This is a genomic window from Kitasatospora sp. NPDC032121 (assembly GCF_055580145.1).
On sequence record NZ_JBVILX010000003.1, the window covers coordinates 671,054 to 694,412 of the forward strand.

Sequence of the window (23,359 nt, forward strand, 5' to 3'; positions counted from 1 at the left end):
CCGCGCCAGTAACATGAGTGGCCCTCACGTTTACGTCAGGAGGCTGTCATGCCGGACCGCTACGACCTGCCGGCGGGATTCCGCTGGGGTGCCGCCACCGCCGCGTACCAGATCGAGGGGGCGGTGGAGGAGGACGGCCGCGGGCCCTCCGTCTGGGACACCTTCGCCGCCCGGCCGGGAGCCGTCCGCGACGGCCACACCGGCGCGGTGGCCTGCGACCACTACCACCGCTACCCCGAGGACATCGCCCTGATGAAGGGCCTCGGGCTGGACGGCTACCGCTTCTCCGTCTCGTGGCCCCGAGTCCTGCCCACCGGCGCCGGCGCCGTCAACCCGGCCGGACTCGCCTTCTACGACCGCCTGGTGGACGCGTTGTCGGAGGCCGGCATCACGCCGCTGCCGACCCTCTTCCACTGGGACCTCCCGCAGGGCCTGGAGGACGACGGCGGCTGGCTCAACCGCGACACCGCGTACCGCTTCGCCGAGTACGCGGGGATCGTCACCGACCGCCTCGGCGACCGCGTCCCCGCCTGGATCACCCTCAACGAGCCCTTCGTCCACACGGTGTTCGGCTACGCCCTGGGCACCCACGCCCCCGGCCGCACCCTGATGTTCGAGGCCCTCCCGGCCGCCCACCACCAGCTCCTCGGCCACGGCCTGGCCGCCTCGATCCTCCACGAGCGCGGCCTGGAGGTGATGCTCTCCAACAACCTCACCCCCGTCGAGCCCGCCTCCGACGCCGCCGGGGACGCGGCCGCCGCCCGGGCCTACGACGCCCTCCACAACCGGCTGTTCACCGATCCCGTCCTGCTCGGCCGCTACCCCGACCTCTCCGCCCTCGGCGTCCCCGAGGACATCTTCGGCGCCGTGCGCGACGGTGACCTCGACCTCATCCACGCACCCGGCCTGGACGGCCTCGGCCTCAACTTCTACAACCCCACCCGCGTCGCCGCCCCCACCGAACCCGGCCTGCCCTTCGACCTCGTCGACATCCCCGACGTCCCCCACACCGCCTTCGGCTGGCCCGTCGTCCCTGACGCCCTCACCCGCCTCCTCCTCGACCTCCGCGACACCTACGGCAAGGCCCTCCCACCCGTCACCATCACCGAGAACGGCTGCTCCGTCGAGGAGTCCGTCGAACCCGACCAGCCCCGCATCGACTTCATGGCCGCCCACCTCGACGCCCTCGCCCGGGCCGCCGCCGAGGGCATCGACATCCGCGGTTACTACACCTGGTCCCTCCTCGACAACTTCGAGTGGGCCGAGGGGCTGTTCAGCCAGCGCTTCGGCCTCGTCCACGTCGACTTCGCGACGCAGGAGCGGACGCCGAGGGCCTCCTACGCCTGGTACCGGGACCTGATCGCCGCCCACCGGGCTTCCCGGACACGGTAGTCGGCATCCGCCGGCCGGGTCCGTGGCGCACCACCGCTGACCGCCCGCGCGGCGCGCGGGCGGTCAGCGCGGGAGCCGGCCGCACCCGACACCTCGGATGCGGCCGGCTCCCGCTCTCGGCGGACGAGGGGGCCTACTGGCACTTCTCGTCGATCTTGTACTGGAGCGCCCTCGGATAGTCGTGCCGGCTGAGCCGGACGCGGGCCAGGATCGGCGCGTGGTTGATGTCGTTGCCGGGGTCGGCGATGTCCAGCAGGAGCGATTCGAGCTCGGTGTGGGTGGTGAGCTCGTACCCGTGCATCCGGTCCTTGTCCGTGCCGAAGACCTCGGCCAGCTTCTCGTACCGCCACGGGTGCAGCACGTTGTAGAAGTCGGCGCCGTCGGACGGCTTGTCCTTGTAGTAACAGGGGCTGACCAGCATCTGCTCGATGCCGTAGAAGCCCTCGTTGTCCAGGACGAAGACCACCGGCCGCAGGTGGTGGCGCACATGGGTGGACAGCTCCTGGCAGATCTCCTGGAACGAGCCGTCCCCGACGAACACCAGCGGCCGCTTCAGCGGCTTCTGCCGGCCCAGCGCCACGCCGGTGGCCGCGCCGACCGAGTAGCCGATGGACAGCCAGCTGTTCTGCGCCAGGAAGCCGGCCCGCTCGGTGATCCGCAGGTTCATCGAACCGATCAGCGCGAACGCCGCGTCCGAGACCACCGTGAACGGCGAGGGGGCCTGCGGGTCCCCACCGGTGGCCTGGTGCTCCAGGAAGTGGTTGACGTGCTCGAAGAAGCTGTCGTACGTCAGCTCCTCCGGGTATCGGTCGGTGCTCAGCGACTCCAGGAACTCGGCCGTGGTGGCCGGGACGTCCAGGCCCGCCGCGTGGGCCAGCGCGAAGTGGTCGGCCGGGAAGGTCTGTCCCTGCAGCGCGTTGCGCAACGCCGAGATGAACCGGCCGAGTTGTACCTCGGGGAAGTACGTGGCGCCGACGCTGACACCGCCGCGGGCCGCCACGATCCAGTCGTCGCCGATCGACTGCTCGCCGCCGAGGTTCTTGGACGTGGACCAGGTCCCCAGGCCGATCCGGCACCCGGCGTTCTTGAAGGTGTCCCGGATCTCCGGCAGGCTCGCCTTGCCGTTGTAGACGCCGGCGAACAGGGGATGCCGTTCGGAGACCACGGACTTCGCGCCGACCGTGGTGCAGAACTGCATCCGGGTGGTCTGCACGAACTCCAACAGCTCGGCCTCCAGCCGCTGGCGGACGAGTTCCTCGCCGGCCCAGACGATCGGCGTGCCGAACTTCCCGATCAGCTCCACCGCCGCATTGACCGCCTTGGCCAGCATCTCCTCGTTCCGCTTGGTGGGCACCCGCTCGTGAGCCCGGAGTTCACCCCGCGGCGGCTCGCACGGCGCGTGCCAGAGGTCCTCCATCACCTCCAGGTAGACGGGCTTGCGCTCGGTCAGGCACGCGGTGATCGCGCCGTCGATCTGCCAGGGCGCGAGCCCCGGGTTGGAGAGCACCTGCGCGTCCACCGTGACCTGCCGGTAGACGTCCAGGTTGCTCTCCCGGCGCGGGCTCATGTGCGAGGTGAGCAGGCCGACCGCCTGCTGGTTGAGCCACTGCTCGTACGAGGGCGCCGCGTTGATCGCGATCAGCGGCACGTCCTCGACGTACGCGCCGCCGATGGTGTTGAGCAGGCTGAACGCGCCCACCCCGTAGGTCACCGCGACCGCGCCGATGCCGACCTCGTCCTTGTCCGGGTCGGCGTCGGCGGCCCGCACCCGGGCGTACGCGTCCGCGGCGTAGCCACCGCCCATCTCGGTCGGGGTGCCGATCCAGCGCACCTTGGTGGTGGACTGCATGATCGTCAGGAACGGGCCGAGGAAGTCGCCCGGCACCCCGAACAGGTACCGGATGCCCAACTGCTCCAGTCTGGTGGCCAGGTAGCGGGCCACCGTCCAGTCGTGCTCGCCGCTCATCTGCTGATCGCCTCCTGTCGACGCTCCTCGCGGACCCGCACCTCGGGCCGGATCTCCGGTTCCGCCGGGGGCGGTGGCGGTGGCGCCTCGTGGACGGCGATGGCCGCCCGCACGGCGGTCTCCACCGCGCCCTCGATCCAGGCGTGCTTGAGCGAGACGTGCTCGCCGGCGAAGTGCACCGGGCCTTCCGGCTTGACCGCGTCGAGGTGGAAACTGGTCATCTGGTGCGGGGTGTACACCGCCGCCTCGCCGAACGCGTACGGGTCGCGCAGCCAGCTCTGGGTCTTCCCGTAGCCGGTGTAGAACACCTCGATCCGCCGGCCGTGCACCGACTGGAGGTTGCGCAGCGCGTAGACGTACCGCTCGTCGTCCTCCATGGAGTCCCAGCGCACCGCGTCGTCCGACCAGCTGTAGCCGGCCAGCACCACGCCGCCGCCGTCGCTGCCGGGCACCGGGTGCGAGGGGTAGTACATGAAGCGGTTCGGGTTGTCGGTGGTCGAGCCGCCGCCGAAGCAGTTGGTGGCCGGGCGCACGCTCGCCCGGAGCAGCGGGGTGTGTTGGTAGGCCTCCCGCTGGCCCTGGCTGATCCGGCGCTCGTCCACGCTCGGGTGCGCGCCGAGCAGCACCTCCGGCAGGTTGCGCGGGGGCCGGTGGCCGTTGTGGGCGGCGGCCACGGCCGCCTCGGCGTCCTCCTCGCCGGCCCGCTGGTAGTACTCGTAGAGGCCGGGTGCGATGGAGTCGAGCTCGACCTTCCAGTCCGCCTCGGTGAACTCCCACCAGCGGCGGGAGAACTCCAGCAGCACCTTGGTGGCCTGGTCGTAGTGGGTTTCGATGATCGCCCGGCGCTTCTTGTACGAGAACGGGGGCGTCACCTGGACGAACCGCAGGGCGGAGAACGGGACCGTCACGATCGCGAAGTCGCCCGTCCAGACGGTGGGTTCGGCCTCCGGGTCGTGCTCGGGAACGGTCATGACGGCGACCTGCGGCCCGTTCGGGCCGACGCTCCGGGCGCCCCCGCCGTCCCGGCGCGTGTCCCAGTACTCCATCCGGATCATCCGCTCGCCCATCCGCAGCTCCCTTCGGAGCTCCTCGGCGAGCGCGTGGGGCAGGTTCCAGCTGCCGCCCTCGATCTCCCAGTAGGTGGCCTTGGGATTGATGTCGCTGCGGCCCAGGAAGGTGTGGAAGAAGGACAGGTGCAGCCGCGAGGTCATGTTCTCGATCGTGCCGATCGCCTCGATGGCCTCGTCGCTGAAGCCCGCGTACTCGCGCAGGAAGCGGCCCATCGAGTAGCCGTCGAAGTCGTGGATCACCCGGGCCCAGCCGTCCAACCACTCGGCGAACGGTTTGTTCTCACGCGTGCCGTTCTTGATCACCGAGTAGTAGTCGCGGACCGGCTCGAGTGCCTGGTTGACCATGTCGGCGGCGGTGATCCGCACCTCGTCGCCGGTGAGGTGGAAGCCCTCGTTGACACAGCTCGGGTCGGTGGCGTACTCGTTGCGCCGGGCCTGGATCCGGTTGGCGCGGATCCACGAGTTGAAGCGTTTGGCCGGTTCGCGGAAGTCCGGGCTGTCCGTGCCGTACGTCCACACCTTCCCGGGTTCGAAGGACTCGTAGACCACCGGCGGCACGGGCGCGTTCTGGTTGCCGGTGTCCGGATCGACGTCGACGTTGAAGAAGAGCTGCCGCTGCAGGCCGAGGCTGTCGACCAGGGCCAGGGTGAGCGGGTGGAAGCTGGGCAGCCGCATCGCCCCGGCCTCGGCGTACTGCTCCGGGTCGTAGAAAGGGCCGTCCTCCTCGTCGTCGGTGGAGCGGAAGGTCTTGATCCGCCCGCCCACCCGGTTGGCGTTGGCCTCCAGGATGGTGACGTTGTGTCCGGCGTCCTTGAGCAGCTTTCCGGCGACCAGGCCGGCGATGCCCGCGCCGACGATCAGCACGTCCTTGGGCTCGTCCGTCTCCGGGATGCCGTCCTTGATCAGGACGTCGAGGTAGCGCAGCTTCAGGTCCTTGTCGTCCGGACCGACCAGCAGCAGTTCGCGCGCCAGCTGCAGGCAGGTCCGTCGGCGGGCGCGTTCGCCGGCGGCGCCTGTGATGACGGGGTTCTCCATGGTGTCTCCTCGGAGCGGCTCGGGGGTCAGGAGCCGACCGGCTTGTTGGGGAGGTCCTTGCCCTCGGCGAGCAGGCGCAGCGTGCTGATCGAGGGGGTGAAGGCGTAGAGCGCGCCCGTCGTGCGGACCAAGCGCTTCACGTCGACCGTGCCGTGGGTGCGAGAGGCCTGTCAACCGGAGGTCGGCCTCTCGGCGGGGTCACGCAGCGTAACCAGGCGCGGCGCTTCCGCGCGAGTGCGCGCCGGAAGCCGCACGGCGTCGGTGGGGTCTCCGACCGGGGGTGCCGTGCGGCGGTGAGTGGCCCGGTGGTTCCGGGCGGGTGGTCGGCCGACGGGGCCCGGAAGCGCCGTAGGAACGGTCACCGAGGCCGACTGCGGGGTGTCCGCACCGGCCGGGCGCCGGGCGGCGGAGCGTCCCGAGGAGGCGGGGCGGCATGAGTCGCGGGGTGCTCCCCGAGCGGATCGCGCACGGCGTACCGCACCGACACGGCACCGCCGCCCACCGGATGCCGTGGGAGCGGGCGCGGGCGACCGCCCGGAACGGCGCGGGCCGGCCGCTGCCCGCCGTCACCCGCCGAGCTCTCCGGGGCCCTCGGCCGCGCCCTCGCCAGGCTGCTGGCGGCGCTCACGGCCCGCACCCGCTGTGCCGCTGCCGTTCGACGGCCCGGCGACGCTGCGCGGTCCGGCCCTCGCCGACGGCCTCGCGGTCGTCCCGCCGGGCGGGCTCGCCACGGGGGCCACCCCGCCGAGGTGCTGGACGTGCTCGGCCACCGGCCGTGACCGGCCTCCGGTCGGCCGGACGACAGCCGGCCGGACGACAGCCGGTTCGACGGGCCGGGGGTGGTCCCGCGGGAGGGGGCGGCTCAGGGGCGGGGTCGGAGGCCGTCGATGAGGACGGTGAGGACCTGGTCGCTCTCCTCGGGGGCGTGCTCGCGGGCCCAGGCGGCGGAGGCGATCAGGGTGAAGAGGCCGTTGGCGGTGATGTCCTGGCGGACCTCGCCGGCGAGGTGGGCGCGTTCGAGCAGGTGGCGGCCGGAGGACTGCATCGCGGTACACGCGCTGTTGAGGTCGGAGGACTCGTCCTTGAGACTGTCCATCAGCATGGTGACCAGGCCGCGGTAGAGGGTGGCGTGCGCGACCGCCGCGCGCACCCAGGTGGCGAGCGCCTCGCCCGGGGACTCGGTGGTCATCAGCTCCTCGGCGGTGTCGCCGAGTTCCTTGAGGCTGTCCCGCAGCATCGTCTCCAGCAGGCTCTCCCGGGTGGGGAAGTGGCGGTAGAGGGTCGCGTTGCCCAGGCCGGCCTGGCGGGCGATGTCGTCCAGCGAGGCCTGGGTGCCGTGCTGCTCGAAGGCCGACTTGGCCTCCGCGAGGAGTCGCTCGTAGTTGCGGCGGGCGTCTGCGCGCATGGTGCCACCTTCTCCTAGCCGTACTGGGCGTGGTGCTGCCCCCGCCGGTCGTGGGGGCAGCACCGTACCGGGGCCTTTCCCCGGATTCTAGCCCGTGCTACCCGTCGGCCGACCCGTCCTCCCCGGCGGCGGACGCCCCCTCGGTCAGCTCGGTGAGCAGCCGCTTCGCCAGGCCCGCCGGGGTCGGGTGCTCGAAGGCGATCACCGCGGGCAGGTCCAGGCCGGTCGCCGCGCAGAGCAGGTTGCGCAGCTCCAGGCCGGTGAAGGAGGTGAATCCGGCGTCCAGGAAGGAGACGTCGGCCGCGATCTCCTCGACCGACTCGTGCCCCAGCACCGAGGCGGCCGAGCCCCGTACCAGGTCGAGCAGCAGCGTCTCGCGCTCCGCGTCGGCTTCCAGGGCGGCGAGTTGCCGGCGCAGGACGGTCCCCCCGGGGGCGTCGACGTCCTCCCCGAGGGCCTCGGGGAGAACGGGGGAACCGTCCCGCGCCGGGGTCGAGGCGGCCGGGTCGGCGTGCCGGGCGGGGCCGTGCAGCCAGTAGCTGCGGCGCTGGAAGGCGTAGGTCGGCAGCGGCAGCGCGCCGGTGCCGTCCGTGGGGACGGGGCGGTGCCAGTCCACCGGCCGGCCGTGGGCCCAGGCGAGGCCGAGCGCGGCCAGCAGGGTCCGCCCCTCCGGGCGGTCGGCGCGCAGCACCGGGGCGAGGACCAGTGGTTCGGCGGGCAGGCTCTGCCCGGCCATCGCCGACAGCACCCCGTCCGGTCCGAGCTCCAGCAGGATCCGCACGCCCTGCCCGGCCAGGTACTGGACGCCCGCGTGGAAGCGGACCGCCCCGCGCACCTGCCGCACCCAGTACTCGGGGCTGCCCAACTCCTCCGCGGTGCCCGGTCGTCCGGTCAGGTTGGACACCAGGGGGATCGTCGGCGGTCGGAACGTCAGGCCCGCGATCGCGCGGCCGAACTCCGCCAGGATGCCGTCCATGTGCGGGGAGTGGAAGGCGTGGCTGACCCGCAGCCGCTTGGTCTTGCGGCCGTTGCCGCGCCAGTGCGCCAGGGCCTCGCCGGCGGCATCGGAGTCACCGGAGAGCACGACCGCCTGCGGGCCGTTGACCGCCGCGATCTCCAGCCGCCCGGCGAAGCGTGCGCCGCCGTCCGCGTCCAGGAACGCGCGGACCTCCTCCTCGGAGGCCTGCACCGAGAGCATCGTGCCGTCCGAGCGGGCCGACTGCATCAGCCGGGAACGCTCGTCGACCAGGGTCACCGCGTCCGCCAGGCCCAGCACCCCGGCCGCGTGGGCCGCGGCCACCTCGCCGACCGAGTGCCCGAGCACGAAGTCCGGGACCAGGCCGTGGTGTTCCAGCACCCGGTACAGCGAGGTCTCCAGCGCGAACAGCGCCGCCTGCGCGTAGCGGGTGGAGTGCAGCAGCTCCGCCTCCGGGGTGCGGGGCGCGGCGAACACCACCTCGCGCAGCGGTCGTTCCAGCCGTCGGTCGAACAGCGCGCACACCTCGTCGAAGGCGGCGGTGAACTCGGGGTGGCTGCCGTACAGTTCCCGGCCCATGCCGAGCCGCTGGCTGCCCTGGCCGGTGAACAGGAACGCCGTGCGGGCCCCGCGGTCCGCCCGCCCGGTGACCACCGACGCCGCCGCGCCACCGGCGGCGAGGGCCTCCAGGCCGCGCAGCAGTTCCTCGCGGTCCTCGCCGACCACCACCGCGCGGTCCTTGAACGCGCTGCGGGCGGTCAGGGCCCGGGCCACCTCGGCGGGCTCGTACGAGGGGTGCGCGCGCAGGTGGTCGAGCAGCCGGGCGGCCTGCCCGGCGAGGGCGGGGCGGCCCTGTCCGGACAGCACCCACGGCACCAGCGGGAAACGCGCACCGGCGGCTTCCGCGGTTTCGGCGGCCTCCGCCGCCTGCGCCGGTGCGGACTCGACGGCCGGCGCCTCCTCCACGATCACGTGCGCGTTGGTGCCGCTGATCCCGAAGGAGGACACCGCGGCGCGGCGCGGGCGATCGGCCGCCGGCCAGGGCCGCGGCTCGGTCAGCAGCCGCACCCCACCGTTCCAGTCGACGTGCGGACTCGGCTCGTCCACGTGCAGGGTCTGCGGCAGGCGTCCGTTCCGGAGCGCCATCACCACCTTGATGATGCCCGCCGCCCCGGCCGCGGCCTGGGTGTGCCCGATGTTCGACTTGAGGGCGCCCAGCCACAGCGGTCGTCCCGGGTCGCGCTCACGGCCGTAGGTGTTGACCAGCGCCTGGGCCTCGATCGGGTCGCCCAGCGTGGTGCCGGTGCCGTGCCCCTCGACCGCGTCCACGTCCTGCGGGTCGAGGCGGGCGTTGGCCAGCGCCTGGCGGATCACCGCCTCCTGGGCCGGTCCGTTGGGTGCGGTGAGGCCGTTGCTGGCGCCGTCCTGGTTGACGGCGCTGCCGCGGACCACCGCCAGCACCCGGTGGCCGTTGCGGCGGGCGTCGGACAGCCGCTCCAGCACGAGCAGCGCCACGCCCTCGCCGAAGCCCGTCCCGTCCGCGGCGGCCGCGAAGGACTTGCAGCGGCCGTCGGCGGACAGCCCCCGCTGGCGGCTGAACTCGGTGAACAGGCCCGGAGTGGTCAGCACCGTGGCACCCCCGGCCAGGGCGAGCGAGCACTCGCCCTGCCGCAGCGACTGCACCGCCAGGTGCAGCGCCACCAGTGAGGAGGAGCAGGCGGTGTCCACGGTGACCGCCGGGCCCTCGAAGCCGAAGGTGTACGAGATCCGACCGGTGGCCACCGACGGCGCCGTGCCGTTGCCGATGAACCCCTCCAACTCCTCGGGGATGTACGGAAGCCGGGCCGCGTAGTCGCTGTACATCAGGCCCGCGAACACCCCGGTCCGGCTGCCCCGCAGGGTGTGCGGGTCCAGCCCGGCGTGCTCGAAGGCCTCCCAGGCGGTCTCCAGCAGCAGCCGGTGCTGCGGGTCGGTGGCCAGTGCCTCGCGCGGGCTCAGCCCGAAGAAGCCGGCGTCGAACTCGGCGGCGTCCGGGAGGAAGGCGCCGTGGCGGGTGTACGAGGTGCCGGGCCGGTCCGGGTCGGCGTCGTACAGCGTGTCGACGTCCCAGCCCCGCCCGTCGGGGAAGTCCCCGATGACGTCGGTGCCGGAGTCGACGACCCGCCAGAGGTCCTCGGGGCCGCGGATGCCGCCCGGGTAGCGGCAGCCGATGCCGACGATCGCGACCGGCTCCTGGGCGGCCGCCTCCAGTTCTGCGAGCCGTTGTCGCGTCTCGTGCAGGTCGGCGGTGACCCACTTGAGGTAGTCGACCAGCTTCTCCTCGTTGCTCATCGGTGTGCTCGCCGTCTCTTCCGCAGTCGTTCGTTCCGGGGTCGTGGGAGGGGTCGGGGTCGTGGCAGGGGCCGGGGCCGTGGGAGGGGCCGGGTCCTTGGTCATCGCGATCCGCCCTTTCCGCGGAACTCGCTGTCGATCAGGTCGAGGATCTCGGCGGCCGAGGCGGACTGGATGCGCGAGGCCACGTCGGCCTCCGCGCCGCCGGGCTGCTCGGACTCCCAGCCGCGCAGCAACTCGCGCAGCCTGCGGCCGATCTCGGCCCGGGTCGCCGGGTCCTCCTCGGGTGTGCGCACCAGGAGCTTCTCCAGCGCGTCCAGCCCCGCCAGCGCCGAGCCGCCGAACTCCGGTGCCGAGGCGGCGGACCGGGCGGGCTCCGCCTCGGTGAGCAGCCGGGCCGCCAGCGCCGCGGGCGAGGGGTGGTCGAAGACCACGGTGGCGGGCAGCCGTACGCCGGTCGCCGCGTTCAACCGGTTGCGGAACTCCACTGCCGTCAGCGAGTCGAAGCCCAGCTCCTTGAAGGACTGCTCGTCGTCGACCGCCGAGGCGTCCGCGTGCCCGAGGACCAGCGCGGCGGTGTCCCGGACCAGGTCGAGCACCAGCCGTTCCCGCTGTGCCTGCGGTACCGCCGCCAGCCGCTCGGCCAGCGACCTGGCCGGCTGCACGGTGCCGCGTCGCGCCGTGCGCCTGACCAGCCCGGCGAACAGCGGGGGCAGCAGCCCCGCCGCGGCCTGGCGGTGCAGCGCCCCGGTGTCCAGCCTGGCCGCGACCAGGGCGGGTGCGGTGGAGCGCAGTGCCCGGTCGAACAGGTCGAGGCCGTCCTCCGTCGAGAGCGGTGCCACGCCGGTGCGGCCCATCCGGTCCCGCTCCCGGGCGTCCAGGTGGCCGGTCAGGCCGCTGGCGTCCGCCCACAGGCCCCAGGCCACCGAGGTGGCGGGCAGGCCCAGCGAGCGGCGCAGCCGGGCCAGGCCGTCCAGGTAGGCGTTGGCGGCGGCGTAGTTGGCCTGGCCGGCGGCGCCGGTGACCCCGGCGAGCGAGGAGAACAGGACGAACGCCGACAGCGGCGCCTCCCTGGTCAGCTCGTGCAGGTGCCGGGCCGCGTCGGCCTTCGCGGCCAGCACGGTGGCCAGCCGTTCCGGGGTCAGCGACTGCAGGACGCCGTCGTCGAGGACCCCGGCCGCGTGCACCACCGCGGTGAGCGGCCGGGTGGCCGGTACGGTGGCCAGCAGGGCGCCGAGGGCGTCCCGGTCGGACGCGTCGCAGGCCTCGATCCGTACCTCGGCGCCCGACTCGGCCAGCTCCTCGGCGAGTTCCGTGGCACCGGGGGCGGCGGAGCCGCGTCGGCCGGTCAGCAGCAGGTGCCGGGCGCCGTGCTCGGTGACCAGGTGGCGGGCCACCAGGGCGCCGAGGGTGCCGGTCGCGCCGGTGATCAGGACGGTGCCGTCGGCCGCGCCCGCCCACGGGTGGTCGGCGGGCTGCGCCGGGGTGGCGGCCAGCCGGGGGACGGACACCGTGCCGGCCCGGACGGCCAGTTCGGACTCGCCGGAGGCCAGGGCGGTCGGCAGGGCCAGGACGGCGGCCTCGTCGGCCGGGTCGAGGTCCACCAGCACCAGCCGGTCCGGGTTCTCCGTCCGCGCGGTGCGCAGCAGGCCCCACAGCGCGGCCGCCGCGGGTGTCGCCGCGTCGGCGTCCCCGACGGCGCCGCCCGGCACCAGCGGCACCAGCCTCGAGGCGGCGAAGCGCTCGTCGTCCAGCCAGCTGCGCAGCAGTGCGAGCAGCCCGCCGAGCGCGGCCCGGGTCTCCTCCGGGCCGGAGTCGGCCAGTGGCGGCAGTGCGGCCACCACCACCTCGGGGACCGGCGCAGCGCCGTCCTCGACGGCCGTGCGCAGCGCCGCCAGGTCGGTGAAGGCCGGGGCGCCGAGCAGGTCGGCGACGGCCGGGGCACCGAGCACCGTCCAGGCGCCCGGCGCCGGGGCGGGCGCGGCGGGGCCGGCGGGCAGCGCGGTCCACTCCACGGTGTGCAGCGGCAGCGCGCCGCCCTCGGCGCCGGCTCGCAGCGCGGCGAGCTGTTCGGCCGTCACCGGCCGCAGCGCCAGCGCCGCCAGCTCGGCCACCGGGGCGCCCGAGGCGTCGGCGGCGCTCAGCGCCACCGTGCCGTCCTGGGCCCGGGCGAGCCGCACCCGCAGCGCCGTGGCGCCGCGCCCGTACAGCCGCAGTCCGGCGAAGGAGAACGGCAGCCGGGGCCCCTGCTCGCCGTCCGGCGCTCCGAGCGCCAGTGCGTGCAGCGCCGCGTCCAGCAGCGCCGGATGCACGGTGTGGCCGGTGGCGTCGGTGTCCTCGGGCAGGGTCACCTCGGCGTACAGGTCGGTGCCGTCGCGCCACAGGCCGGTCAGGCCCTGGAACACCGGTCCGTACGCGTAGCCCTGCGCGGCCAGTTCGTCGTACGCCGTGGACAGGTCGACCTCGGTTCCGGGCGGCGGCCAGGGCAGGTCGCCGGGGGCCGTCGACCCGCCGGGGGCGAGGAAGCCGGCGGCGTGCCGGGTCCAGCCGGGGGCGCCGGCCGTCCGGGAGTGCACCCCGACGGGCCGTCGGCCGCCCTCCTCCGGGGCGCCGACGCTGACCTGGAGGGTCACCGCGTCCCGTCCGGTGAGCACCAGCGGCGCCTCCAGCACCAGGTCCTCCACGGCGGGCACCTCGGCCTCCGGGTCGGCGAGCTCGGCCGCGTGCAGCGCGAGGTCGACGAAGGCCGTGCCGGGCAGCAGCACCGTGCCCTCGACGGCGTGGTCGGCCAGCCAGGGGTGGGTCGGGACGGAGATCCGGCCGGTCAGCACCAGCTGGTCGCCGTCCGCGAGCGGCACGCTCGCGCCGAGCAGGGCGTGCCCGGCCCGGTCCAGGCCGAGTCCGTCGGCGTCCACCGCCGTGTGCGTCGCCTCCAGCCAGTGGCGTTCCCGCTGGAACGGGTAGGTCGGCAGCTCCGGTACGGCCGCACCGGCCGCGGCGGGTGCCCAGGCGGCGGGGGAGGTGCCGCTGACGTGCGCCTCGGCGAGCGAGAGCGCGAAGCGCTCCGGGCCGCCCTGGTCACGCCGCAGGGTGCCCAGCGCGACGGCTGCCGCGCCCGCGGCCTCGATGGTGTCCTGCACCGCCGTGGTCAGCACCGGGTGCGGGCTGACCTCGATGAAGGCGGTGTGCCCGTGGTCGAGCAGCCGTCGCACCGTCTCCTCGAAGCGCACCGGCTCGCGCAGGTTGCGGAACCAGTACGCACCGTCCAGCTCCGTGCCCGCCAGCGGCTCGGTGGTGACGGCCGAGTAGAACGGGACGTCGCCCGCGGTGGGCGCGGTGGCGGCCAGCAGCGTCCGCAGCTCCTCCTCCAGCGTGTCCACGTGCGGGGAGTGCGAGGCGTAGTCCACCGGGATCAGCCGGGCCCGGACGCCGTCGGCCTCGAAGGCGTCCCGCAGCGCCGCCAGCGCCTCCGGCGCCCCGGACACCACGGTCGCCGCAGGGCCGTTCACGGCGGCGACGTGCGCGTCCTCGCCCGTGCCGAGCCCCTTGCCGAGTCGCTCGGCGAGCCGCTCGGCGACGGTCGCGGCCGGTGCCTGCACCGACAGCATGCCGCCGGTCCCGGCCAGCCGGGTGATGGCCCGGCTGCGCAGCGCGGCGATCCTGGCGGCGTCCGCCAGGCTCAGCGCGCCGGCGAGGTGGGCGGCGGCGATCTCGCCCTGGGAGTGGCCGATCACGGCGGCCGGCTCCACCCCGTGGTGGCGCCACAGCTTGGCCAGCGAAACCATCATGGCGAACAGCGCGGGCTGCACCACGTCCACCCGGTCCAGGCCCGGCGCGCCGGGCGCCTCGGTGAGCACCTCCAGCAGGTCCCAGTCGGTGTGCGGGGCCAGCGCCTCGGCGCACTCGCCCAGGTAGCGGGCGAACTCCGGGTCGGAGTCGAGCAGTTCGCGGCCCATCGCGGCCCACTGGCTGCCCTGGCCGGGGAAGACGAACACGGCCCGGCCCGGCTGGTCGCCGACCGTGCTGCCGGTGACCACCCCCGGGGTCTCCACTCCGTCGGCGAGCGCCCGCAGTCCGGCGAGCAGGCTCTCGCGGTCCTGGCCGAGGACGACGGCGCGGTGGTCGAAGCGGGTGCGGGCGGCGAGGGCGCGGGCGACGGCGGCGTTCCGCGCCTCGGGCTGCTCGGCCAGGAAGGCGGTCAGTCGCCCGGCCTGCTCGCGCAGCGCCTCGGCGCTGCGGGCCGAGAGCAGCAGCGGAAGCTCCGCCGTCCCGGTGGCCGGCTCCGGGCCCCCGACGGGCTGTTCGAGGATGACGTGGGCGTTGGTGCCGCTGATGCCGAAGGAGGAGACGGCGGCGCGGCGCGGCCGATCGCCCTCGGGGTGCCAGGGCTGCGCCTCGGTGAGCAGTCGGACGGTGCCGTCGGACCAGTCGACGTGGCTGGTGGGAGCGCTGACGTGCAGGGTGCGGGGGAGGGTCGCGTGCCGCATCGCCATGACCATCTTGATCACGCCGCCGACCCCCGCCGCCGCCATGGTGTGGCCGACGTTGGTCTTCAGGGAGCCGAGCCAGAGCGGGTGTTCGGTGTCGCGGGCGCGGCCGTAGGTGTTCAGCAGGGCCTGCGCCTCGATCGGGTCGCCGAGCTTGGTGCCGGTGCCGTGGGCCTCGACGGCGTCCACCTGGTCGGCCGTCAGCCGGGCGTTGGCGAGGGCCTGGCGGATGACCCGCTCCTGGCTGGGCCCGTTCGGCGCGGTCAGGCCGTTGCTGGCGCCGTCCTGGTTGGTGGCGGTGCCCCGGATCAGGGCGAGGACCGGGTGGCCGTTGCGGCGGGCGTCGGACAGGCGCTCCAGGAGGAGCAGGCCCGCGCCCTCACCCCAGCCCGTGCCGTCCGCGTCGTCGGAGAAGGCCTTGCACACGCCGTCGGCGGACAGCGCGCGCTGGCGGCTGAACTCCACGAAGCTGGTGGGTCCGGAGAGCACGGTCGCACCGCCGGCCAGGGCGAGCGAGCACTCGCCGGCCCGCAGGGACTGCGCCGCCAGGTGCAGCGCCACCAGGGAGGAGGAGCAGGCGGTGTCCACGGACACGGCCGGGCCCTCCAGGCCGAGGGTGTAGGCGATCCGGCCCGAGGCGACGCTGGCCGTCGTCCCGGTCGCCAGGTAGCCCTCGACGCTCTCCGGCGAGTGCCCGAGCCTGGTCACGTAGTCGCCCGCGACCACGCCGGCGAAGACCCCGGTGTCGCTGCCGCGCAGGGCGGTCGGGTCGATGCCCGCCCGCTCGACGGCCTCCCAGGCGGTCTCCAGCAGCAACCGCTGCTGAGGGTCCATCGCGGTCGCCTCACGCGGGTTGATGCCGAAGAAGGCCGCGTCGAACCGGTCGGCGTCCGTCAGGAAGGCGCCCCGACGGGTGTACGAGGTGCCGGTCCGCTGCGGGTCCGGGTCGTACAGCGCCTCGGTGTCCCAGCCGCGGTTCTCCGGGAAGTCGGTGATCCCGTCCCGGCCCTCGGCCACCAGCCGCCACAGTTCCTCGGGCGAGGTCACCGCGCCGGCGAAGCGGCAGGCCATGCCCACGATCGCGATCGGGTCGTCCTCGACCGGGGCCGACGGCACCGCGACGGCCTTCACCGGCGCCGCCTCGTCCTCGTCCAGCAGTTCGGTGCGCAGCCGGCCCGCCAGGGCGGCCGGGGTCGGGTGGTCGAAGACCAGCGAGGACGGCATCCGCAGCCCGGTCGCGCTGTTGATCCGGTTGCGAAGTTCCACCGAGGTCAGCGAGTCGAAGCCGAGGTCCTTGAACGCCCGCTCGGGCCCGACGGACTCGGCGCCGCCGTGGCCCAGCACGGCCGCTGCCTCGGCCCGGACCAGGGTGAGCAGCAGCCGGTCCCGTTCGGCCTCGTCCACCTCGCGCAGCCGGTCGGCCAGCGAACCGCCGCCGCCCGCGGCCGCCCGCGCGGTGGCCGCCGGCCGCCGGAGCGGGGTACGGACCAGGCCGCGCAGCAGCGGCGCGAGCGAGCGGTCCTCGGCGCGGGCGCGCAGCCCCGCGAGGTCCAGCCGCAGCGGGACGAGCAGCGGCTCGTCGCGGTCGAGCGCCTGGTCGAACAGGGCGAGGCCCTGCTCCGGGGCCAGCGGCGCGAACCCGGCGGCGGCCAGCCGGGACAGCGCCCCGCCGTCCAGCGCGCCCGCCATGCCGCCGCCTGCGCCGTCCCCGGCCTCGGCGCCCCACAGGCCCCAGGCGAGCGAGACGCCGGGGATACCGTTGCTGCGGTGGTACGCCGCGAGGCCGTCGAGGAAGGAGTTGGTGGCCGCGTAGTTGGACTGCCCCGGGTTGCCGAGCACACCGGCGAAGGAGGAGAACAGCACGAGGGCCGACAGGTCCAGGGTCCGTACCGCGTCGGTGAGGTGCCAGGCGGCGTCCTGCTTGGGCCGGGCCACCGTGTCCAGCCGCTCCGGGGTCATCGACTCGATGGTGCCGTCGTCCAGAACCCCGGCCGCGTGGATCACGGCGGTCAGCGGGTGTGCCGGCCCGACCGAGCCGACCAGGGCGAAGGCGGCCTCCCGGTCGGCGGGGTCGGCGGCGACGATCTCCACCTCGGCGCCCAACGCCGAGAGACCGGCGGTGAGTTCGGCGGCGCCGGGGGCGTCGGGGCCCCGGCGGCTGGTGAGCAGCAGGTGCCGGACGCCGTGCTCGGTGACCAGGTGGCGGGCGAGCAGGCTGCCCAGCGTGCCGGTGCCACCGGTGATCAGTACCGTGCCGTCGCGGTCCAGCGGCCTGGCCAGGGTCAGCACCACCTTGCCGACGTGGCGCGACTGGCGCAGCTGGCGGAAGGCGTCGCCGGCCCGGTGCACGTCCCAGGCCTCGACGGGCAGCGGCAGCAGCTGACCGGACTCGAAGCCCGCGGACAGCTCCGCGAGCAGCTCGGCGATCCGGTCCGGACCGGCCTCCATCAGGTCGAACGCCCGGTAGACCACGCCGGGATACTCCCGCGCGACCTGCTCGGGGTCGCGGATGTCGGCCTTGCCCATCTCCAGGAACCGGCCGCCGCGCGGCAGCAGCCGCAGCGAGGCGTCCACGAACTCGCCGACCAGTGCGTCCAGCACGAGGTCCACGCCGCGGCCCCCGGTCAGGTCCAGGATCCGCTGCTCGAACTCCAGGGTGCGGGAGTTTGCCAGGTGGGCGTCGTCGAAGCCCTGGTAGCGCAGCGCGTCCCACTTGGCCGGGCTCGCGGTGCCGTACACCTCCAGGCCGCGGGCGCGGGCCAGCTGGGCCGCGGCCATGCCGACGCCGCCCGCCGCCGAGTGGACGAGCACGGTCTGGCCGGCCCGGTAGTCACCGAGGTCGTGCAGGGCGTACAGAGCGGTGAGGAACACCACCGGCGCGCCGGCCGCCTGGGCGAAGGACCAGTTGCCGGGGACCCCGGTCAGCAGCCGCTGATCGGTGACCGCCACCGGACCGCCCGCGCCCGACTCGAACAGACCCATCACCCGGTCGCCGGGAGCGAACCCGTCGACCCCCGGCCCGGTCGCCAGGACGTAGCCGGCACCCTCGCTGGCGATCGGAGCCTCGCCGGGGTACTGGCCCAGCGCGATCAGGACGTCGCGGAAGTTCAGGCCCACCGCCCGGATGCCGACCCGCACCTCACCCGGCCCGAGCGGGGCGTCCGGGTCCTCGGCGGGCAGCAGCGCCAGGTGGTCCAGGGTGCCCCGAACCGCCGAGCCGAGGCGCCAGTTGGCCGACCCGGCGGGCTCCGCCAGCCGGCCACCGGGGGCCTCCCGGCCGAGCCGGGCGGCGAGCACGGCGCCGTGGCGCAGCGCGAGCTGGTTCTCCCCGGTGACGGTCAGCGCCTGTCCCAGTGCCCGGTGCGAGGCCTCGTCCCGGTCCACGTCGACCAACAGGAACCGCCCAGGGTGCTCGCGCTCCGCCGTGCGCACCAGGCCCCAGACCGCCAGGCTCTGGTCTCGGATCGTCTCGTCGTAGCGGGTGGAGACGGCGTTGCGGGTGACCACGACCAGCCGCGAACGGCTGCACCGCTCGTCCGCGAGCCACTGCTGGAGGACCTTCAGGACTCGGCTCGGGGCCTCCCTGGCCAGCTCCACCGGGACGTATGTGCCGCGCGGCGGCCGGCCGGGGCTGACCGCGAACAGCACCTCCTCCGGTACGGGCCCGGCGGCGAGCAGCGCGTCCAGGTCCTCGTGGAGCGGGACGTCCCCGCCGAGCGCCGCGACGACGCCGATCACGTCCTGGCCCAGCACCGCACGGGTGACGGCCCGCTCCGCCTCGGGCGGGGTGGCGACGGGCTGCCAGTCGACCCGGAACAGGCCGAGGCCGGGGTCGGCGGCGGTGGCCGACGGGGTGAGGTCGGCCGTCCGGAGGTGCAACGAGCCCACGGTGAGGACGGGGGTGCCGGTGGGGTCGGTGATGGTGAGGTGGGTGGTGTCGGGGGTGGTGGGGGTGAGGGTGGCGTGGAGGGTGGTGGCGTTGGTGGTGTGGAGGGTGGTGTCGGTCCAGTTGAAGGGGATGAGGAGGGGGGTGTCGGGGGTGGTGGTGATGAGGAGGGGGTGGAGGGTGGCGTCGAGGAGGGCGGGGTGGAGGGTGTGGCCTTCGGGGGTGAGGTCGGTGGGGAGGATGATTTCGGCGTGGAGGGTGTTGTCGGTGTCGCGCCAGGCTTTGGTGAGGCCTTGGAAGGCGGGGCCGTAGGTGTAGCCGCGTTGGGTGAGGTGGTGGTAGGTGTCGGTGAGGTCGATGGGGGTGGCGGTGGCGGGGGGCCAGGTGGTGTGGGTGTCGGGGGTGTTGGGGGTGTCGGCGGTGTTGGTGAGGGTGCCGGTGGCGTGACGGGTCCAGGGGTGGTCCTCGTCCGCGCGCGAGTGGATGGTGAGCGCGCGCCGGCCCTCGGAGTCCGGTGCGTCGACGGTGAGTTGGAGGTCCACGGCCTGCTGCTCACGCAGGACCAGCGGAGCGGCGAGGGTCAGGTCCTCCAGGGTGGCGGTGCCGGCGTGCTGGGCGGCGTGGAGGGCGAGGTCGACGAAGGCGGTGCCGGGCAGGAGGGTGGATCCGGCGATGGTGTGGTCGGCGAGCCAGGGGTGGGTGGTGGTGGAGATGCGTCCGGTGAGGACGAGTTGGTCGCTGTCGGCGAGGGTGATCAGGGCGCCGAGGAGCGGGTGGCCGGCGGAGGTGAGGCCCGCGGCGGTGACGTCGGTCGGCTTCGTGGTGGTGCGGTCGACCCAGTAGCGCTGGCGCTGGAAGGCATAGGTGGGGAGGTCGGTGTGGGGGATGGGGGAAGCCGGCTGGTAGCAGGTGGGGGTGTGTCCGGTGGTGTGGAGGGTGGCGAGGGCGGTGGTGAAGGTCTGGGTTTCGGGGGTGTTCTTGCGCAGGGTGGGGATGGCGGTGGCGTCGGTGGTGAGGGTTTGGCGGGTGAGTGCGGTGAGGGTGGTGTCGGGGCCGAGTTCGAGGTAGCGGGTGACGCCGGCGGTTTCGAGGTACTGGATTCCGGGGTGGAAGCGGACGGCTTCGCGGATGTGGCGGGCCCAGTAGGCGGGGTCGGTGAGTTCCTCGGTGACGGGCTGTGCGGTGAGGTTGGAGATGACGGGGATGCGGGCGGGGTGGTAGGTCAGGTCGGCGATGGTGGTCTGGAAGTCGTCGAGGATGTCTTCCATGTGGGGGGAGTGGAAGGCGTGGCTGACCTGGAGGCGGGTGGTGCGGCGGCCCTGGGTGGTGAAGTGGGCGGTGATGGCCTCGACGGCGGGGGTGTCGCCGGAGACGACGGTGGAGTGCGGGCCGTTGACGGCGGCGAGGTCCACGTCGTGGCCCTGCGTCTCCAGTAGCGCCAGCACTTCCTCTTCGGTGGCTTCCAGGGCGGCCATCGCGCCGTCGTTGCGGGCGGACTGCATGAGGCGTCCGCGGGCGGCGACCAGGGTGACGGCGTCTTCCAGCGAGAGGACGCCGGCGAGGTGGGCGGCGGTGACTTCGCCGATGGAGTGGCCGATCAGATAGTCGGGGGTGATGCCCTGCTGTTCGAGGGTCCGGTAGAGGGCGGTCTGCAGGGTGAACAGGGCGGCCTGGGTGTACGTGGTCTGGTGGATGAGGTCGGGGTCGTCGCCCCAGAGGACCTCGGTCAGGGGGCGGTCGAGGTGGGGGGTGAAGAGACGGGCGGTCTCGTCGAGTGCGGCGGCGAACGCCGGTACCGCTTCGTAGAGTTCGCGTCCCATGCCGTGGCGTTGGCTGCCCTGTCCGGTGAGCAGGAACGCCGTCTTGCCCGGCCGGGCCGTGCCGGTGACCAGACCCGGGGCCTCGGTGTCCTCGGCCAGTGCCCGCAGTGCGGCGAGCAGGCCCTCGCGGTCGGTCGCGGTCACGACGGCGCGGTGGTCGAAGCGGGTGCGCGCGGCGAGGGTGTGGGCGGCCGCGACGGTGTCGGCGTCGGGCCGCTGCTCCAGGTACTCCGCCAGCTGCCCTGCCTGTTCGCGCAGTGCCGGTGCCGACTTCGCCGACAACTGCCAGGGCAGTGCGGCGAGTTCGGTGTCCTCGTGGTCGGATCCGGTGCCGGCCTGCTCCAGGATGAGGTGGGCGTTGGTGCCGCTGATGCCGAAGGACGACACCGCCGCTCGGCGGGGACGGTCGTCCTCGACGTCCCACGGCCGTGCCTCGCTGAGCAGCCGCATCGTGCCGTCGGACCAGTCGACGTGGCTGGTCGGCTGTTCGGCGTGCAGGGTGCGCGGCAGGATGCCGTGCCGCATCGCCATGATCATCTTGATCACGCCCGCGACGCCCGCCGCCGCCTGGGTGTGCCCGAGGTTGGACTTGATCGAGCCGAGCCAGAGCGGGTGTTCGGCGTCGTGCCCGCGTCCGTAGGTGTTGAGGAGCGCCTGGGCCTCGATCGGGTCACCGAGCGAGGTGCCGGTGCCGTGCGCCTCGACCGCGTCCACCTGGTCGGCGGTGAGCAGGCCGTTGGCGAGCGCCTGCTGGATGACGCGTTCCTGGCTGGGGCCGTTGGGTGCGGTGAGACCGTTGCTGGCGCCGTCCTGGTTGACGGCGCTGCCCCGGATGACCGCCAGCACCGGGTGGCCGTTGCGGCGGGCGTCCGAGAGCCGCTCCAGGACGAGGAGGCCCACGCCCTCGCTGAAGCCTGTGCCGTCGGCCTCGTCGGAGAAGGCCTTGCAGCGTCCGTCCGGGGCGAGGCCGCGCTGCTTGCTGAACTCGGTGAACAGCACGGGGGAGGACATCACGGTGACGCCGCCGGCCAGGGCGAGTGCGCACTCGCCCTGGCGCAGCGACTGCACGCCGAGGTGCAGGGCCACCAGCGAGGAGGAGCAGGCCGTGTCGATGGTCAGCGCCGGGCCCTCCAGCCCCAGGGTGTAGGCGATCCGGCCGGACGCGACGCTGGAGGTGTTGGTGACGAGGTAGCCCTCCAGCTCGGGGCGGACCTCCTCGGGCCTGGCGTAGTCCTGGGCGATGGCCCCGACGAACACGCCGGTGTCGCTGCCGCGCAGCGAGTCCGGGTCGATGGTCGACCGTTCCAGTGCCTCCCAGACCGTCTCCAGGAGCACGCGCTGCTGCGGCTCCATGGCCTCGGCCTCGCGCGGGCTGATGCCGAAGAACTCGGCGTCGAACCGGTCGGCGTCGTACAGGAACCCGCCCTTGGCGACATAGGTGCTGGCGGGCGCCTCGGCCTCCGGGTCGGGCACGTGCAGGGTCTCCAGGTCCCAGCCGCGGCCCTCGGGGAAGTCACCCACCGCGTCGCCGCCGGCCTCCAGCAGGCGCCACAGCTGCTCGGGGCTGCGGACGTCACCCGGGAAGCGGCAGCCGATGCCGACGACGGCGATCGGCTCGTGGGCCGCTGCCTGGGCGTCGGTCAGCCGTTGCCGGGTCTGCTGCAGGTCGGTGGTGACCCGCTTGAGGTAGTCCCGGAGCTTCGCTTCGTTGGTGGCCATGAACCCATCCCTCGCAAGGTGCCAGACGGTCGTGCCCGGCAACGTCGCCGAACGTGCTTGCGGGCTGCTTAGCGTGGTCTAAAGCCGGAGGGACGGGACGGGCGTCGTCGCCGGGCCCGCCCCCGTCCGCGGGACGGGAGGGCGAAGACAGACCCAAGGGGGCCTTTAGCCGGGCGGTCGAGGGTGACCGGCATGGAAGCCTCGGACGTTCACATCCTGTCGGCCGGCACCGCGCTGCCCGGCGATCCGCTGGACAACGCGGGCCTGGCCCGCCACTTCGGCATGGACCCCGTGTGGGAGCAGTGGGTCGACGCGTTCGTCGGTACCCGCGCCCGCCACCTCTCGGTCGACCTGGCCACCGGAAAGCTGCGCTCCTCGCTCGCGGACCTGAGCACCGAAGCCGCCGCGCGGGCCCTGGACGCGGCCGGCCTCGGCCCGGACGACGTCGACCTGCTCGTTCTCGGCACCGCGACTCCGGACCAGCTGATGCCCGCCACGGTCAACCTGGTGGCGGACCGGCTCGGCATCAACGGCGTGCCGACCTACCAGCTCCAGTCCGGCTGCGCGGGCGCGTTCCAGGCCCTGGAGGTGGGCCGCAAACTCCTGCTCGCGGGCGAGGAGCGGACCGCGCTGGTGATCGGCGGCGAGCTGTGCTCCCGGCACTACGACCCCGGTGTCGACCTTGCGAAGCTGGACTCCGCGGAGCTGGTGAACTTCGTGCTGTTCGGCGACGGCGCGGGGGCGGCCGTGCTGAGCACCGAGCCCGCGCCGGGCACCCCGGTGATCCGGCGGGTGCTCAACCGGCTGACCGGCCTCGACCGGGCGCCGGGCCAGATCGTGGAGTGGACCGGCGCCCTGGACCGCGACGCGACGGACCGCGCGTACATCAAGGAGGACTACAAGGCGATCGAGCAGTCCGTGCCCGTGATGTCGCGGGAGATCGCGGAGGAACTGCTCGGCGACCTCGGCTGGGAGCCGACCGACGTCGACTACCTGCTGCCGCCGCAGCTGTCGGGGCGGATGACCCAGCGGATCGTGGAGTCCCTGGGGATGCCGACGGCGGAGGAGGTCAGCCTGGTCGACCGCATCGCCAACACCGGCAACGCCATGCCGTTCTTCCAGCTGGAGCGGACGCTGCCGCAACTGGCCGAGGGCGACCGGGTGCTGGGGGTGTCGGTGGAGTCCAGCAAGTGGCTCAAGGCCGGGTTCGTCCTCGAGGTGGTGTGACGGGGACGACGACGAAGGAGCGGCGCGGACCCCTCGGTCCGCGCC

At 74.0% G+C, this 23,359-nt stretch carries 7 protein-coding genes; 2 read left to right on the top strand and 5 right to left on the bottom strand.

All coding sequences use genetic code 11. The annotated features are described in order from the left end of the window. The first annotated feature begins 48 nt into the window (after positions 1–48). The gene (locus ACZ5OX_RS13850; RefSeq protein ID WP_465630089.1) at positions 49–1,392 is read left to right on the top strand and encodes a GH1 family beta-glucosidase; all 1,344 of its coding nucleotides are present in this window, start codon (positions 49–51) and stop codon (positions 1,390–1,392) included. A gap of 133 nt (positions 1,393–1,525) precedes the next feature. On the opposite strand, the gene ACZ5OX_RS13855 is transcribed toward ACZ5OX_RS13850, so the two are convergent. From ACZ5OX_RS13855 to ACZ5OX_RS13875, 5 genes are all read right to left on the bottom strand, one after another. Next, on the bottom strand, positions 1,526–3,358 hold the full coding sequence (locus ACZ5OX_RS13855) for an alpha-keto acid decarboxylase family protein (protein WP_465630090.1): 1,833 nt from the start codon (positions 3,356–3,358) through the stop codon (positions 1,526–1,528). Continuing rightward, complete coding sequence (locus tag ACZ5OX_RS13860) at positions 3,355–5,463, bottom strand: flavin monoamine oxidase family protein (RefSeq protein WP_465630091.1); 2,109 nt, start codon at positions 5,461–5,463, stop codon at positions 3,355–3,357. The genes ACZ5OX_RS13855 and ACZ5OX_RS13860 overlap by 4 nt, the downstream gene beginning before the upstream one ends. Positions 5,464–6,325: 862 nt before the next feature. Then, positions 6,326–6,868 carry a TetR/AcrR family transcriptional regulator gene (locus ACZ5OX_RS13865; RefSeq protein ID WP_465630092.1) on the bottom strand — a complete coding sequence of 181 codons (543 nt, stop codon included), beginning with the start codon at positions 6,866–6,868 and terminating at the stop codon, positions 6,326–6,328. Positions 6,869–6,965: 97 nt separating this feature from the next. Further along, on the bottom strand, positions 6,966–10,175 hold the full coding sequence (locus ACZ5OX_RS13870; RefSeq protein ID WP_465630093.1) for a type I polyketide synthase: 3,210 nt from the start codon (positions 10,173–10,175) through the stop codon (positions 6,966–6,968). A 101-nt stretch (positions 10,176–10,276) separates the two neighbouring features. Continuing rightward, positions 10,277–22,087 carry an SDR family NAD(P)-dependent oxidoreductase gene (locus tag ACZ5OX_RS13875; RefSeq protein ID WP_465630094.1) on the bottom strand — a complete coding sequence of 3,937 codons (11,811 nt, stop codon included), beginning with the start codon at positions 22,085–22,087 and terminating at the stop codon, positions 10,277–10,279. 192 nt (positions 22,088–22,279) lie between these two features. Between ACZ5OX_RS13875 and ACZ5OX_RS13880 the strand changes: the two genes are divergently transcribed. Then, positions 22,280–23,314: a 3-oxoacyl-ACP synthase III family protein gene (locus ACZ5OX_RS13880; protein WP_449793388.1), complete on the top strand. Its 1,035-nt coding sequence runs from the start codon at positions 22,280–22,282 to the stop codon at positions 23,312–23,314. The last annotated feature ends 45 nt before the right edge of the window (positions 23,315–23,359 follow it).

What these genes read in the sequence shown, in the direction of transcription:
- ACZ5OX_RS13855 (WP_465630090.1), bottom strand. Translation starts at nt 3,358, where the DNA reads ATGAGCGGCGAGCACGACTGGACGGTGGCCCGCTACCTGGCCACCAGA.
- ACZ5OX_RS13880 (WP_449793388.1), top strand. Translation starts at nt 22,280, where the DNA reads ATGGAAGCCTCGGACGTTCACATCCTGTCGGCCGGCACCGCGCTGCCC.
- ACZ5OX_RS13865 (WP_465630092.1), bottom strand. Translation starts at nt 6,868, where the DNA reads ATGCGCGCAGACGCCCGCCGCAACTACGAGCGACTCCTCGCGGAGGCC.
- ACZ5OX_RS13875 (WP_465630094.1), bottom strand. Translation starts at nt 22,087, where the DNA reads ATGGCCACCAACGAAGCGAAGCTCCGGGACTACCTCAAGCGGGTCACC.
- ACZ5OX_RS13870 (WP_465630093.1), bottom strand. Translation starts at nt 10,175, where the DNA reads ATGAGCAACGAGGAGAAGCTGGTCGACTACCTCAAGTGGGTCACCGCC.
- ACZ5OX_RS13860 (WP_465630091.1), bottom strand. Translation starts at nt 5,463, where the DNA reads ATGGAGAACCCCGTCATCACAGGCGCCGCCGGCGAACGCGCCCGCCGA.
- ACZ5OX_RS13850 (WP_465630089.1), top strand. Translation starts at nt 49, where the DNA reads ATGCCGGACCGCTACGACCTGCCGGCGGGATTCCGCTGGGGTGCCGCC.